At 53.7% G+C, this 11920-nt stretch carries 23 protein-coding genes; all 23 read right to left on the reverse strand.

Annotated features, from left to right (window positions below; translation table 11 throughout):
• Positions 1-10: 10 nt before the first annotated feature.
• The 23 genes from secY to tuf all read right to left on the reverse strand — a co-directional run bounded on the left by secY (position 11) and on the right by tuf (position 11913).
• Positions 11-1339, reverse strand: coding sequence for a preprotein translocase subunit SecY (gene secY / locus ACZRMS_RS14265; protein WP_003444361.1), 1329 nt, complete (start codon positions 1337-1339; stop codon positions 11-13).
• Positions 1340-1777 (reverse strand): 50S ribosomal protein L15, encoded by a 438-nt coding sequence (gene rplO, locus ACZRMS_RS14270; protein WP_048359438.1) that lies wholly within the window; start codon positions 1775-1777, stop codon positions 1340-1342.
• A gap of 3 nt (positions 1778-1780) precedes the next feature.
• Complete coding sequence (gene rpmD, locus ACZRMS_RS14275) at positions 1781-1957, reverse strand: 50S ribosomal protein L30 (RefSeq protein ID WP_003444363.1); 177 nt, start codon at positions 1955-1957, stop codon at positions 1781-1783.
• Positions 1958-1959: 2 nt separating this feature from the next.
• Positions 1960-2460: a 30S ribosomal protein S5 gene (gene rpsE / locus ACZRMS_RS14280; protein WP_003186035.1), complete on the reverse strand. Its 501-nt coding sequence runs from the start codon at positions 2458-2460 to the stop codon at positions 1960-1962.
• Positions 2461-2463: 3 nt separating this feature from the next.
• Positions 2464-2814 carry a 50S ribosomal protein L18 gene (gene rplR / locus ACZRMS_RS14285; protein WP_003444364.1) on the reverse strand — a complete coding sequence of 117 codons (351 nt, stop codon included), beginning with the start codon at positions 2812-2814 and terminating at the stop codon, positions 2464-2466.
• Positions 2815-2824: 10 nt separating this feature from the next.
• Entirely contained in the window at positions 2825-3358 is a 534-nt protein-coding gene (gene rplF, locus ACZRMS_RS14290) for a 50S ribosomal protein L6 (RefSeq protein ID WP_016779180.1), read from the reverse strand.
• A gap of 12 nt (positions 3359-3370) precedes the next feature.
• Positions 3371-3763: a 30S ribosomal protein S8 gene (gene rpsH, locus ACZRMS_RS14295; protein WP_003444366.1), complete on the reverse strand. Its 393-nt coding sequence runs from the start codon at positions 3761-3763 to the stop codon at positions 3371-3373.
• A 212-nt stretch (positions 3764-3975) separates the two neighbouring features.
• Positions 3976-4281 carry a 30S ribosomal protein S14 gene (rpsN, locus tag ACZRMS_RS14300; RefSeq protein ID WP_003444367.1) on the reverse strand — a complete coding sequence of 102 codons (306 nt, stop codon included), beginning with the start codon at positions 4279-4281 and terminating at the stop codon, positions 3976-3978.
• A 13-nt stretch (positions 4282-4294) separates the two neighbouring features.
• A complete protein-coding gene (gene rplE, locus ACZRMS_RS14305; protein ID WP_003444368.1) occupies positions 4295-4834 on the reverse strand; it encodes a 50S ribosomal protein L5 in 540 nt (179 codons plus the stop codon).
• A 22-nt stretch (positions 4835-4856) separates the two neighbouring features.
• Entirely contained in the window at positions 4857-5171 is a 315-nt protein-coding gene (gene rplX / locus ACZRMS_RS14310; protein WP_003444369.1) for a 50S ribosomal protein L24, read from the reverse strand.
• An 11-nt stretch (positions 5172-5182) separates the two neighbouring features.
• Positions 5183-5551, reverse strand: a complete 369-nt coding sequence (gene rplN / locus ACZRMS_RS14315; protein ID WP_002555479.1) for a 50S ribosomal protein L14 — start codon at positions 5549-5551, stop codon at positions 5183-5185.
• Between the two features lie 23 nt (positions 5552-5574).
• Entirely contained in the window at positions 5575-5841 is a 267-nt protein-coding gene (rpsQ, locus tag ACZRMS_RS14320) for a 30S ribosomal protein S17 (RefSeq protein ID WP_003194644.1), read from the reverse strand.
• A gap of 2 nt (positions 5842-5843) precedes the next feature.
• Entirely contained in the window at positions 5844-6035 is a 192-nt protein-coding gene (gene rpmC / locus ACZRMS_RS14325) for a 50S ribosomal protein L29 (protein WP_003444371.1), read from the reverse strand.
• Positions 6035-6448, reverse strand: a complete 414-nt coding sequence (rplP, locus tag ACZRMS_RS14330) for a 50S ribosomal protein L16 (protein ID WP_016779178.1) — start codon at positions 6446-6448, stop codon at positions 6035-6037. Before rplP ends, rpmC begins: the two co-directional genes overlap by 1 nt.
• Positions 6449-6460: 12 nt before the next feature.
• Entirely contained in the window at positions 6461-7147 is a 687-nt protein-coding gene (gene rpsC / locus ACZRMS_RS14335) for a 30S ribosomal protein S3 (RefSeq protein WP_003176422.1), read from the reverse strand.
• A 13-nt stretch (positions 7148-7160) separates the two neighbouring features.
• The gene (gene rplV / locus ACZRMS_RS14340) at positions 7161-7493 is read right to left on the reverse strand and encodes a 50S ribosomal protein L22 (protein ID WP_003444373.1); all 333 of its coding nucleotides are present in this window, start codon (positions 7491-7493) and stop codon (positions 7161-7163) included.
• A gap of 13 nt (positions 7494-7506) precedes the next feature.
• Positions 7507-7782, reverse strand: a complete 276-nt coding sequence (rpsS, locus tag ACZRMS_RS14345) for a 30S ribosomal protein S19 (RefSeq protein WP_003232420.1) — start codon at positions 7780-7782, stop codon at positions 7507-7509.
• Between the two features lie 16 nt (positions 7783-7798).
• The gene (rplB, locus tag ACZRMS_RS14350) at positions 7799-8623 is read right to left on the reverse strand and encodes a 50S ribosomal protein L2 (protein ID WP_003444374.1); all 825 of its coding nucleotides are present in this window, start codon (positions 8621-8623) and stop codon (positions 7799-7801) included.
• Between the two features lie 14 nt (positions 8624-8637).
• A complete protein-coding gene (gene rplW, locus ACZRMS_RS14355; RefSeq protein WP_003444375.1) occupies positions 8638-8937 on the reverse strand; it encodes a 50S ribosomal protein L23 in 300 nt (99 codons plus the stop codon).
• Positions 8934-9536 (reverse strand): 50S ribosomal protein L4, encoded by a 603-nt coding sequence (gene rplD, locus ACZRMS_RS14360; RefSeq protein ID WP_003444376.1) that lies wholly within the window; start codon positions 9534-9536, stop codon positions 8934-8936. The genes rplW and rplD overlap by 4 nt, the downstream gene beginning before the upstream one ends.
• Before the next feature lie 12 nt (positions 9537-9548).
• Positions 9549-10184, reverse strand: a complete 636-nt coding sequence (gene rplC / locus ACZRMS_RS14365; RefSeq protein WP_003444377.1) for a 50S ribosomal protein L3 — start codon at positions 10182-10184, stop codon at positions 9549-9551.
• An 81-nt stretch (positions 10185-10265) separates the two neighbouring features.
• The gene (rpsJ, locus tag ACZRMS_RS14370; protein WP_003186070.1) at positions 10266-10577 is read right to left on the reverse strand and encodes a 30S ribosomal protein S10; all 312 of its coding nucleotides are present in this window, start codon (positions 10575-10577) and stop codon (positions 10266-10268) included.
• A 142-nt stretch (positions 10578-10719) separates the two neighbouring features.
• The gene (gene tuf, locus ACZRMS_RS14375) at positions 10720-11913 is read right to left on the reverse strand and encodes an elongation factor Tu (protein WP_003444379.1); all 1194 of its coding nucleotides are present in this window, start codon (positions 11911-11913) and stop codon (positions 10720-10722) included.
• Positions 11914-11920 lie beyond the last annotated feature (7 nt).

Consider the following 11920-nt stretch of genomic DNA (forward strand, 5'->3'; position numbering starts at 1 on the left):
GGGTAGTACTTCAGCGAAGCATGCCGCTGCCGTAGCCCTTCAGGTTGGCTTTCTTCATCAGGGATTCGTACTGGTGCGAAACGAGGTGCGATTGTACTTGGGACATGAAGTCCATAACAACCACGACCACGATCAGCAACGAGGTCCCGCCAAGGTAGAACGGAACGTTTGCCGCAACCACCAGGAACTGGGGCAACAGACATACGGCCGTCATATAAAGAGCACCGAACAGAGTCAAACGAGTCAAAACGCCATCAATATAGCGTGCCGACTGCTCGCCTGGACGGATACCCGGAATAAAGGCACCGGACTTCTTCAGGTTTTCCGCTACGTCTTTCGGATTGAACATCAACGCCGTATAGAAGAAGCAGAAGAAAATAATCCCTGCACTAAACAGCAGAATATTCAACGGCTGACCAGGAGCGATCGACTGCGAGATGTCCTGCAACCAGCCCATACCTTCAGACTGACCGAACCAGGCACCCAGCGAAGCCGGGAACAGCAAAATGCTGCTCGCAAAAATAGCCGGGATAACACCGGCCATATTCACTTTCAGCGGTAGGTGGCTAGTCTGCGCAGCAAAAACCTTGCGGCCCTGCTGACGCTTAGCGTAGTGAACAGCAATACGACGCTGACCACGCTCAATGAACACCACAAAACCGATAATCGCTACTGCCAGCAAACCGATAGCAACCAGGGCAAAGATATTGATATCACCCTGACGCGCAGACTCGAAAGACTGCCCTATTGCTCTCGGAAGACCGGCGACGATACCCGAAAAAATCAACATCGAGATACCGTTGCCAACACCACGCTCAGTAATCTGCTCACCCAGCCACATCATGAACATTGCACCGGCCACAAAAGTGGTCACTGCAACGAAATGGAAGCCCAGGTCACCAGTGAACGCTACGCCTTGCCCTGCCAGACCAATGGACATGCCAATAGCCTGAACCAGAGCAAGAGCGACAGTGAGGTAGCGGGTGTACTGGCTTATCTTGCGACGTCCAGCTTCACCTTCCTTCTTCAACTGCTCCAGCTGCGGGCTGACAGCGGACATAAGCTGCATGATGATCGATGCCGAAATGTACGGCATGATCCCCAGCGCAAAAATACTCATCCGCTCCAGCGCGCCGCCGGAAAACATGTTGAACAAGCTAAGTATGGTCCCCTCATTCTGTCGAAACAGGTCCGCCAGCCGGTCCGGGTTGATACCAGGAACTGGGATGTGTGCGCCTATCCGGTAGACGATAATCGCCAGGAATAGAAAACGCAGTCGAGCCCAGAGCTCGGATAACCCGCCTTTGCTGAGCGCTGAGAGAGCACCTTGCTTAGCCATTTATTCCTCGAACTTGCCGCCAGCTGCTTCGATAGCCGAACGCGCACCTTTGGTGGCGCCGATTCCCTTGCCGATTGTGACAGCGCGAGTAACTTCACCGGACAGCATGATTTTCACACGCAGCACGTTGACGTTGATCACGTTGGCATCTTTCAGGGTCTGCACAGTTACGATGTCGCCTGCCACTTTAGCCAGCTCGGACAAACGCACTTCTGCGCGATCCATGGCTTTCAGGGAAACGAAACCGAACTTAGGCAGACGGCGATGCAGCGGCTGTTGACCGCCTTCAAAGCCTGGAGCAATAGTGCCACCGGAACGGGAGGACTGACCTTTGTGACCACGGCCACCAGTCTTGCCCAAACCACTACCGATACCACGGCCCGGACGATGCTTTTCGCGACGGGAACCCGGCGCTGGACTCAGATCATTGAGTTTCATCGATTAACCCTCTACACGCAGCATGTAGTAAGCCTTGTTGATCATCCCGCGATTCTCGGGAGTATCAAGTACTTCTACAGTGTGACCGATGCGACGCAGACCCAGACCCTTAATGCACAATTTGTGATTAGGGATACGGCCGGTCATGCTTTTGATCAGCGTTACTTTAACGGTAGCCATGATCAGAAGATCTCCTTGACGCTTTTGCCACGCTTAGCAGCAATAGATTCAGGAGATTGCATAGCTTTCAAACCTTTGAAAGTGGCGTGAACCACGTTTACCGGGTTAGTCGAGCCATAGCACTTGGCCAGTACGTTCTGAACACCAGCAACTTCGAGGACAGCACGCATAGCGCCGCCAGCGATGATACCGGTACCTTCAGAAGCAGGCTGCATGTAAACCTTGGAAGCGCCGTGGGCGGATTTCATGGCGTACTGCAGAGTGGTACCGTTAAGGTCCACTTGAATCATGTTGCGGCGAGCAGCTTCCATTGCCTTCTGGATCGCAGCAGGCACTTCACGTGACTTGCCACGGCCGAAGCCAACGCGCCCTTTACCATCACCAACCACGGTCAACGCGGTGAAAGTGAAGATACGGCCGCCTTTAACGGTTTTGGCTACGCGGTTAACTTGAACCAGCTTCTCAATGTAGCCTTCGTCGCGCTTTTGGTCGTTATTTGACATAACTTAGAACTCCAGCCCAGCTTCACGAGCAGCCTCAGCCAGCGCTTTCACGCGGCCGTGGTACTTGAAGCCAGAGCGGTCGAAAGCCACCTGCGAGACGCCAGCGGCTTTTGCACGCGTAGCGACCAGCTGGCCAACCTTTGTGGCCGCGTCGATGTTGCCAGTGGCAGCATCACGCAGTTCTTTGTCCAAAGTCGAGGCGCTTGCCAGGACTTTGCTGCCGTCGGCCGAGATGACCTGGGCGTATATATGCTGAGACGAGCGGAACACGCAGAGACGCACGACTTCTAATTCGTGCATTTTCAGACGTGCTTTGCGAGCGCGACGCAGTCGAGTAACTTTTTTGTCGGTCATTTGCTATGCCCTACTTCTTCTTGGCTTCTTTACGACGGACGACTTCGTCCGCGTAACGTACACCCTTACCTTTATAAGGCTCTGGTGGACGGAAACCGCGGATCTCAGCGGCCACCTGACCTACCAGTTGCTTATCGATGCCCTTGATCAGGATATCGGTTTGGCTTGGGGTCTCAGCGGTGATGCCTTCCGGCAATTCGTAATCCACTGGGTGCGAGAAGCCAAGAGCCAGGTTCAGCACTGTGCCTTTTGCTTGCGCTTTGTAACCAACACCGACCAGCTGGAGCTTGCGCTCGAAGCCTTGGCTTACGCCTTGGACCATGTTGTTTACCAACGCACGAGTGGTACCAGCCATTGCGCGAGTTTGTTGATCGCCATTGCGAGCAGCGAAACGCAGCTCACCAGCTTCTTCAACGATCTCAACGGACGAATGGATGTTCAGTTCTAGAGTGCCCTTGGCACCCTTCACCGAAAGCTGTTGGCCGGCGAATTTTACTTCGACACCAGCTGGCAGCTTAACGGGGTTCTTAGCGACGCGTGACATGCTTATCCCCCCTTAGAACACAGTGCAAAGAACTTCGCCGCCGACACCGGCAGCGCGCGCAGCACGATCCGTCATCACACCTTTGCTGGTGGAGACGATAGACACACCGAGACCGCCACGAACTTTAGGCAGATCTTCGGAGGACTTGTACTGACGCAGGCCTGGACGGCTAACGCGCTTAACTTCTTCGATAACCGAACGGCCTTCGAAGTACTTCAGCTCGATAGACAGCAGTGGTTTGATTTCGCTGCTGATCTGATAATCCGCGATGTAACCTTCGTCTTTGAGAACTTTGGCTACAGCTACCTTCAACGTGGAAGATGGCATGCTTACGACGGACTTTTCAGCCATCTGGGCATTACGGATTCGAGTTAGCATGTCCGCTAACGGGTCCTGCATACTCATGGGCTAGACGCTCCTGATACAAAAAGAATTAGCCTTGCGGCTACAACTGTCGCCGAGTGACTCAATGCTTAAAAAGCACGGGCTCAGGCGAGCCGGTCATTCTAGACATACGCCAGAAATGAATCAAGCCCCAATAGGGGCTTGATTCATATTCAAGGTCACCGGCTGTCAGGATCTTACAACCCTGACAGGGGTAACTTTGCCTGTGCGCCTTACCAGCTGGCTTTAACCAGACCTGGTACGTCACCGCGCATTGCTGCTTCACGCAATTTGTTACGGCCAAGGCCGAACTTGCGGTAAACACCATGCGGACGACCAGTCAAGCGGCAGCGGTTACGCATGCGCGCAGCGCTTGCGTCACGTGGCTGCTTCTGCAGAGCAACTTGAGCTTCCCAACGCGCTTCTGGACTTGCGTTCAGATCAACGATGATAGCTTTCAGCGCAGCACGCTTCTTGGCGAACTTGGCAACCGTGAGCTGACGTTTCAGCTCGCGGTTTTTCATGCTCATCTTAGCCATGGTCCTACTCCAATCAGTTGCGGAACGGGAATTTGAAAGCACGCAGCAATGCGCGACCTTCATCATCCGTCCGAGCAGTGGTGGTCAGGGTAATGTCCAGACCGCGGAGGGCATCGATTTTGTCGTAGTCGATTTCCGGGAAGATGATCTGCTCTTTAACGCCCATGCTGTAGTTACCACGACCATCGAAGGACTTGGCATTCAGGCCGCGGAAGTCGCGAACCCGAGGCAGGGAGATCGACAGCAGACGATCCAGGAATTCGTACATACGCTCACGGCGCAGAGTTACCTTAACGCCGATTGGCCAGCCTTCGCGAACTTTAAAGCCTGCGATGGACTTGCGAGCGTAGGTCACTACACATTTTTGACCCGTGATTTTTTCCAAATCAGCTACAGCGTGCTCGATGATTTTCTTATCACCGATCGCTTCGCCCAAACCCATGTTCAGGGTGATTTTGGTAACGCGCGGAACTTCCATCACGTTCGAAAGCTTAAGTTCTTCCTTAAGTTTCGGAGCGATTTCCTTCCGGTAAATCTCTTTTAGTCGTGCCATGGTCTTATCTACCTAGCAGTGTTCAAGCATCAACCGCTTTTTGGGTCGACTTGAAGACACGAATTTTCTTGCCTTCTTCTACTTTGAAACCAACGCGGTCAGCCTTGTTGGTTTCGCCGTTGAAGATGGCGACGTTAGAAGCGTCCAGTGGAGCTTCTTTTTCGACGATACCGCCTTGTACGCCCGACATCGGGTTAGGCTTGGTATGACGCTTAACCAGGTTCAGACCACCAATAACCAGACGGTTGTTAGCGAGAACCTTAAGCACCTTACCGCGCTTACCTTTGTCTTTGCCGGCGATCACGATGATCTCGTCGTCACGACGAATCTTTTGCATGTCGGATCTCCTTACAGCACTTCTGGGGCGAGCGAGACGATCTTCATGAACTTCTCAGTACGAAGTTCACGGGTCACTGGCCCAAAGATACGGGTGCCGATCGGCTCTTGCTTGTTGTTCAGAAGAACAGCAGCGTTGCCATCAAAGCGGATAATGGAGCCATCAGCACGACGTACGCCGTGACGAGTGCGGACTACAACAGCAGTCATCACTTGGCCTTTTTTCACTTTACCGCGAGGAATTGCTTCCTTGACGGTAACTTTGATGATGTCACCGATACCAGCGTAACGACGATGGGAGCCACCCAGCACCTTGATGCACATAACGCGGCGTGCGCCGCTGTTATCGGCCACATCGAGCATGGATTGAGTCTGAATCATATAATTTCTCCGACCCCTAGTCCTTAGACTTCCACAGCGCGTTCGAGAACATCAACCAGTGCCCAAGACTTGGTCTTGGCCATCGGACGAGTTTCACGAATAGTGACTTTGTCGCCGATGTGGCACTGATTGGTTTCGTCGTGCGCGTGCAGCTTAGTCGAACGCTTAACGTATTTACCGTAGATCGGGTGCTTAACGCGACGCTCGATCAGTACGGTGATGGTTTTGTCCATCTTGTCGCTGACAACACGGCCAGTCAGCGTACGGACAGTCTTTTCGGCTTCAGCCATGATTACTTACCTGCCTGCTGTTTGAGCACAGTCTTCACGCGAGCGATGTCACGCTTAACTTGCGAGAGCAGATGCGACTGCCCCAACTGGCCAGTTGCTTTCTGCATACGCAGATTGAACTGGTCGCGCAGCAAGCCGAGCAGTTGCTCGTTCAGCTGCTGTGCGGATTTTTCACGAAGTTCATTCGCTTTCATCACATCACCGTCCGTTTAACAAAGGAGGTGGCGAGCGGCAGCTTTGCAGCAGCCAGGGCGAAAGCCTCACGCGCCAGCTCTTCAGTAACACCCTCGATTTCATACAGGACTTTGCCTGGCTGAATCTGGGCAACCCAATATTCCACGTTACCCTTACCTTTACCCATACGAACTTCTAGGGGCTTTTTGGAAATAGGCTTGTCCGGGAATACACGGATCCAGATCTTACCGCCACGCTTAACGTGACGGGTCAGTGCACGACGCGCTGATTCGATCTGACGAGCGGTTAGGCGACCACGAGCAACAGACTTCAGCGCATACTCGCCGAAGCTGACTTTGCTACCGCGCAATGCCAAGCCACGGTTGTGGCCAGTCATTTGCTTGCGGAACTTCGTACGCTTAGGTTGTAACATTTGGCGTACCCCTTACTTAGCAGCTTTTTTACGAGGCGCTGGTGCTTGTGGCTTCAGCTCTTCTTGGCGACCACCAATTACTTCGCCTTTGAAGATCCAAACCTTTACACCGATCACACCGTAAGTGGTGTGAGCTTCGTAGTTGGCATAGTCGATGTCGGCACGCAGGGTGTGCAATGGCACACGACCTTCGCGATACCATTCAGTACGTGCGATTTCAGCACCGCCGAGACGACCGCTCACTTGGATTTTGATGCCCTTGGCACCAATGCGCATAGCGTTCTGTACAGCGCGTTTCATCGCGCGACGGAACATTACACGACGCTCCAGCTGCTGAGCTACGCTCTGCGCAACCAGCATACCGTCAAGTTCCGGCTTGCGGATCTCTTCGATATTGATGTGCACAGGCACACCCATTTGCTTGGTCAGGTCCTGACGCAGTTTCTCAACATCTTCACCTTTCTTCCCGATAACGATACCTGGACGAGCGGTGTGGATGGTGATACGTGCAGTTTGGGCCGGACGATGGATATCGATACGGCTTACGGACGCGCTTTTTAGTTTGTCTTGGAGGTATTCACGCACCTTCAGATCAGCGAACAAATAGTCCGCATAAGTCCGGCCGTCTGCGTACCAGACGGAGGTGTGCTCCTTGACGATTCCCAGGCGAATGCCAATGGGATGTACTTTCTGACCCATCTCTTCGACTCCGTTACTTGTCAGCAACCTTGACAGTGATATGGCAAGACCGCTTGACGATGCGATCAGCGCGGCCTTTGGCACGCGGCATGATGCGCTTCAGCGAACGCCCTTCGTTGACGAAAACGGTGGCGACTTTAAGGTCGTCAACGTCTGCGCCTTCGTTGTGCTCGGCGTTGGCTACGGCCGACTCCAGCACTTTCTTGATGATCTCGGCGGCTTTCTTGTTGCTGAAAGCCAACAGGTTGAGCGCTTCGCCCACCTTCTTCCCGCGGATCTGGTCGGCGACCAAGCGGGCTTTCTGGGCGGAGATTCGAGCGCCCGACAACTTAGCGGCTACTTCCATCGTTCCTTACCCCTTAACGCTTGGCTTTCTTGTCTGCCACGTGCCCACGATATGTGCGGGTACCGGCAAACTCGCCTAGTTTATGGCCAACCATGTCTTCGTTCACGAGAACTGGGACATGAAGACGACCGTTATGCACAGCGATGGTCAAACCGACCATTTGTGGCAGGATCATAGAACGGCGCGACCAGGTTTTCACCGGTTTGCGATCGTTCTTTTCCGCCGCCACTTCGATCTTCTTCAGTAGGTGAAGATCAATAAAAGGACCTTTTTTCAGAGAACGTGGCACTGTCGTATCCCTCTATTTACTTGCGACGACGGACGATCATTTTGTCGGTACGCTTATTACCACGAGTCTTCGCGCCCTTAGTCGGGAAGCCCCATGGCGATACCGGATGACGACCACCAGAGGTACGACCTTCACCACCACCATGTGGGTGGTCAACCGGGTTCATGGCAACACCACGAACGGTTGGGCGAACGCCACGCCAGCGTTTGGCACCAGCTTTACCCAGCGAACGCAGGCTGTGCTCGGAGTTCGAGACTTCGCCAAGCGTTGCACGGCATTCAGCCAATACTTTACGCATTTCACCAGAGCGCAGACGCAGGGTCACGTAGACACCATCACGAGCGACCAGCTGAGCCGAAGCACCAGCGGAACGTGCGATTTGCGCGCCTTTACCCGGCTTCAATTCGATGCCGTGTACGGTGCTACCAACTGGAATGTTGCGCAGTTGCAGAGCGTTGCCCGGCTTGATCGGCGCCAAAGCACCTGCGATCAGCTGGTCACCAGCACTCACGCCTTTAGGGGCGATGATGTAACGGCGCTCGCCGTCTGCGTACAACATAAGAGCAATGTGAGCAGTACGGTTTGGATCGTATTCGATACGCTCAACAGTGGCTGGAATGCCATCTTTGTCGTTGCGACGGAAGTCGACCAAACGATAGTGCTGCTTATGACCACCACCGATGTGACGAGTGGTAATACGGCCATTGTTGTTACGACCACCAGTCTTCGATTTCTTCTCGAGCAGCGGTGCGTGAGGAGCGCCTTTATGCAGCTCCTGGTTGACCACCTTGACCACATGACGGCGGCCAGGGGAAGTCGGTTTGCATTTAACGATTGCCATGATGCACCCCTTCCTTACTCAGCACTGCTGCTGAAATCGAGATCTTGGCCTGGCTGAAGGGAGATTACTGCCTTCTTCCAGTCATTACGCTTGCCCACGCCGCGAGCGGTGCGCTTGCTCTTACCCAGAACATTCAGGGTAGTAACACGCTCAACTTTCACGCTGAACAGGCTTTCGACGGCCTTCTTGATTTCCAGCTTGGTTGCATCAGTAGCAACCTTGAAAACGAACTGGCCTTTCTTGTCTGCCAGAACCGTAGCCTTCTCGGAAACGTGCGGGCCAAGCAGAACTTTAAATACGCGTTCCTGGTTCATCCCAGCAGCTCCTCGAATTTCTTCACGGCCGACACGGTGATCAACACCTTGTCGTATGCGATCAGACTAACTGGGTCGGAACCTTGCACGTCACGTACATCAACGTGTGGCAGGTTACGAGCAGCCAGGTACAGGTTCTGATCAACAACTTCAGACACGATCAGGACGTCTGTCAGACCCATGCCATTCAGTTTGTTCAGCAGATCTTTGGTTTTCGGCGCTTCAACTGCGAAGTCCTGAACCACGATCAGACGATCAGTACGAACCAGTTCAGCAAGGATGGAACGCATTGCTGCGCGATACATCTTCTTGTTGAGCTTCTGAGAGTGATCTTGTGGACGAGCTGCGAAAGTAGTACCACCGCCACGCCAGATTGGGCTACGGATAGTACCAGCACGAGCACGGCCAGTACCTTTCTGACGCCAAGGGCGCTTACCGCCACCACGAACGTCGGAACGGGTCTTTTGCTGCTTGCTACCTTGACGGCCGCCGGCCATGTAGGCCACGACTGCTTGGTGAACCAGCGTCTCGTTGAACTCGCCGCCGAACGTCAGTTCGGAAACTTCGATCGCTTGAGCATCATTTACATTTAATTGCATGTCAGCTTCCCCTTAACCGCGAGCCTTGGCCGCCGGACGTACAACCAGGTTGCCGCCAGTAGCGCCAGGAACAGCACCCTTGACCAACAACAGATTGCGTTCAGCGTCGACGCGCACTACTTCGAGGGACTGCACGGTCACGCGCTCAGCGCCCATATGACCGGACATTTTTTTGCCCTTGAATACACGACCAGGAGTCTGGCACTGGCCAATAGAGCCCGGGACGCGGTGGGAAACGGAGTTACCGTGAGTGTTATCTTGGCCACGGAAATTCCAACGCTTGATCGTACCCTGGAAGCCTTTACCTTTGGACTGACCGGTCACATCGACCATCTGACCTGCGGTGAAGATTTCAGCGTTGATCAGATCGCCTGCTTGGTACTCGCCTTCTTCAAGGCGGAATTCCATTACGGTACGACCAGCTGCAACGTTTGCTTTGGCGAAGTGACCCGCCTGAGCAGCTGTTACACGCGAAGCGCGACGCTCGCCGACAGTGACTTGCACTGCACGATAGCCATCGGTTTCTTCAGTTTTGAACTGGGTGACGCGATTCGGCTCGATCTCAATGACCGTAACCGGAATGGAGACACCTTCTTCGGTGAAAATACGGGTCATACCGCATTTACGACCGACTACACCAATAGTCATGTTGTAAACCTCATGAGTGTACGGGGCTTTCACCCGCTATGGCCGCCCATTTCAGAGCGTTACACGACTAAGACCCAAGTCTTAGCCGAGGCTGATCTGCACTTCCACACCGGCCGCAAGATCAAGCTTCATAAGAGCATCAACGGTTTTATCCGTTGGCTGGACGATGTCCAGTACACGCTTATGAGTACGGATCTCGTACTGGTCACGCGCGTCTTTGTTGACGTGCGGGGAGACCAGAACGGTGAACCGCTCTTTACGGGTAGGCAGTGGAATTGGACCACGCACTTGAGCACCAGTACGTTTCGCGGTTTCCACGATTTCCTGGGTTGATTGGTCGATCAGGCGATGGTCAAAAGCCTTCAACCTGATACGGATTTGCTGATTTTGCATTGGATTTCAGACTCCGATTGCTATTCCCACCGAGCGCAATACGCCCGTTTAAAGGAGGCGCAATTCTATAGATGGCCCAACTGGGTGTCAACTCAATAAAAAAAGCCCCCGCTGAGCGGGGGCTTTTTCAGGCAATCAAAGCTTAAGCAATGATTTTGGCTACTACGCCAGCGCCGACGGTACGACCGCCTTCACGGATTGCGAAACGCAGACCGTCTTCCATTGCGATGGTTTTGATCAGGGTGACAACCATTTTGATGTTGTCGCCTGGCATTACCATTTCAACGCCTTCCGGCAGTTCGCAGTTACCGGTCACGTCAGTGGTCCGGAAGTAGAACTGTGGACGGTAGCCTTTGAAGAACGGAGTGTGACGACCGCCTTCTTCTTTGCTCAACACGTACACTTCAGCTTCGAAGGTAGTGTGCGGCTTAACCGAACCCGGCTTAACCAGAACCTGGCCACGCTCTACGTCGTCACGCTTGGTGCCGCGCAACAGCACGCCGCAGTTCTCGCCAGCACGACCTTCGTCAAGCAGCTTACGGAACATTTCAACGCCGGTGCAGGTGGTAACAGTAGTGTCACGCAGACCAACGATTTCCAGCGGATCTTGAACGCGAACGATACCGCGCTCGATACGACCAGTCACAACAGTACCGCGACCAGAGATCGAGAACACGTCTTCGATTGGCATCAGGAACGGCTTGTCGATAACACGTACTGGATCCGGAATGTAAGTATCCAGAGTTTCAACCAGTTTACGAACGGCAGTGGTGCCCATTTCGTTATCGTCTTTGCCTTCCAGAGCCATACGAGCAGAACCGATGATGATCGGAGTGTCGTCGCCCGGGAAGTCGTAAGTGCTCAGCAGATCGCGCACTTCCATCTCAACCAGTTCCAGCAGCTCTGCGTCGTCTACCAGGTCAGCCTTGTTCAGGAAAACCACGATGTACGGAACGCCAACCTGACGGGACAGCAGGATGTGCTCACGGGTTTGTGGCATCGGACCATCAGCGGCCGAACAAACCAGGATAGCGCCGTCCATCTGAGCAGCACCGGTGATCATGTTCTTCACATAGTCAGCGTGACCTGGGCAGTCAACGTGAGCGTAGTGACGGATCAGCGAGTTGTATTCAACGTGCGCAGTGTTGATGGTGATACCACGAGCTTTTTCTTCTGGCGCGCTGTCGATCTTATCGAAGTCAACAATGGCCGAACCGAAAATTTCGGAGCAAACACGAGTCAGAGCTGCAGTCAGCGTGGTTTTACCATGGTCAACGTGACCGATAGTGCCAACGTTGACGTGCGGTAGGGAACGATCAAATTTTTCTTTAGCCACGACAATT

The organism is Pseudomonas sp. B424, assembly GCF_055408345.1.

Excerpts from the sequence above, each read along its gene's own strand:
- secY (WP_003444361.1), bottom strand. The coding sequence starts at position 1,339 with ATGGCTAAGCAAGGTGCTCTCTCAGCGCTCAGCAAAGGCGGGTTATCC.
- rplO (WP_048359438.1), bottom strand. The coding sequence starts at position 1,777 with ATGAAACTCAATGATCTGAGTCCAGCGCCGGGTTCCCGTCGCGAAAAG.
- rpmD (WP_003444363.1), bottom strand. The coding sequence starts at position 1,957 with ATGGCTACCGTTAAAGTAACGCTGATCAAAAGCATGACCGGCCGTATC.
- rpsE (WP_003186035.1), bottom strand. The coding sequence starts at position 2,460 with ATGTCAAATAACGACCAAAAGCGCGACGAAGGCTACATTGAGAAGCTG.
- rplR (WP_003444364.1), bottom strand. The coding sequence starts at position 2,814 with ATGACCGACAAAAAAGTTACTCGACTGCGTCGCGCTCGCAAAGCACGT.
- rplF (WP_016779180.1), bottom strand. The coding sequence starts at position 3,358 with ATGTCACGCGTCGCTAAGAACCCCGTTAAGCTGCCAGCTGGTGTCGAA.
- rpsH (WP_003444366.1), bottom strand. The coding sequence starts at position 3,763 with ATGAGTATGCAGGACCCGTTAGCGGACATGCTAACTCGAATCCGTAAT.
- rpsN (WP_003444367.1), bottom strand. The coding sequence starts at position 4,281 with ATGGCTAAGATGAGCATGAAAAACCGCGAGCTGAAACGTCAGCTCACG.
- rplE (WP_003444368.1), bottom strand. The coding sequence starts at position 4,834 with ATGGCACGACTAAAAGAGATTTACCGGAAGGAAATCGCTCCGAAACTT.
- rplX (WP_003444369.1), bottom strand. The coding sequence starts at position 5,171 with ATGCAAAAGATTCGTCGTGACGACGAGATCATCGTGATCGCCGGCAAA.
- rplN (WP_002555479.1), bottom strand. The coding sequence starts at position 5,551 with ATGATTCAGACTCAATCCATGCTCGATGTGGCCGATAACAGCGGCGCA.
- rpsQ (WP_003194644.1), bottom strand. The coding sequence starts at position 5,841 with ATGGCTGAAGCCGAAAAGACTGTCCGTACGCTGACTGGCCGTGTTGTC.
- rpmC (WP_003444371.1), bottom strand. The coding sequence starts at position 6,035 with ATGAAAGCGAATGAACTTCGTGAAAAATCCGCACAGCAGCTGAACGAG.
- rplP (WP_016779178.1), bottom strand. The coding sequence starts at position 6,448 with ATGTTACAACCTAAGCGTACGAAGTTCCGCAAGCAAATGACTGGCCAC.
- rpsC (WP_003176422.1), bottom strand. The coding sequence starts at position 7,147 with ATGGGTCAGAAAGTACATCCCATTGGCATTCGCCTGGGAATCGTCAAG.
- rplV (WP_003444373.1), bottom strand. The coding sequence starts at position 7,493 with ATGGAAGTAGCCGCTAAGTTGTCGGGCGCTCGAATCTCCGCCCAGAAA.
- rplB (WP_003444374.1), bottom strand. The coding sequence starts at position 8,623 with ATGGCAATCGTTAAATGCAAACCGACTTCCCCTGGCCGCCGTCATGTG.
- rplW (WP_003444375.1), bottom strand. The coding sequence starts at position 8,937 with ATGAACCAGGAACGCGTATTTAAAGTTCTGCTTGGCCCGCACGTTTCC.
- rplD (WP_003444376.1), bottom strand. The coding sequence starts at position 9,536 with ATGCAATTAAATGTAAATGATGCTCAAGCGATCGAAGTTTCCGAACTG.
- rplC (WP_003444377.1), bottom strand. The coding sequence starts at position 10,184 with ATGACTATTGGTGTAGTCGGTCGTAAATGCGGTATGACCCGTATTTTC.
- rpsJ (WP_003186070.1), bottom strand. The coding sequence starts at position 10,577 with ATGCAAAATCAGCAAATCCGTATCAGGTTGAAGGCTTTTGACCATCGC.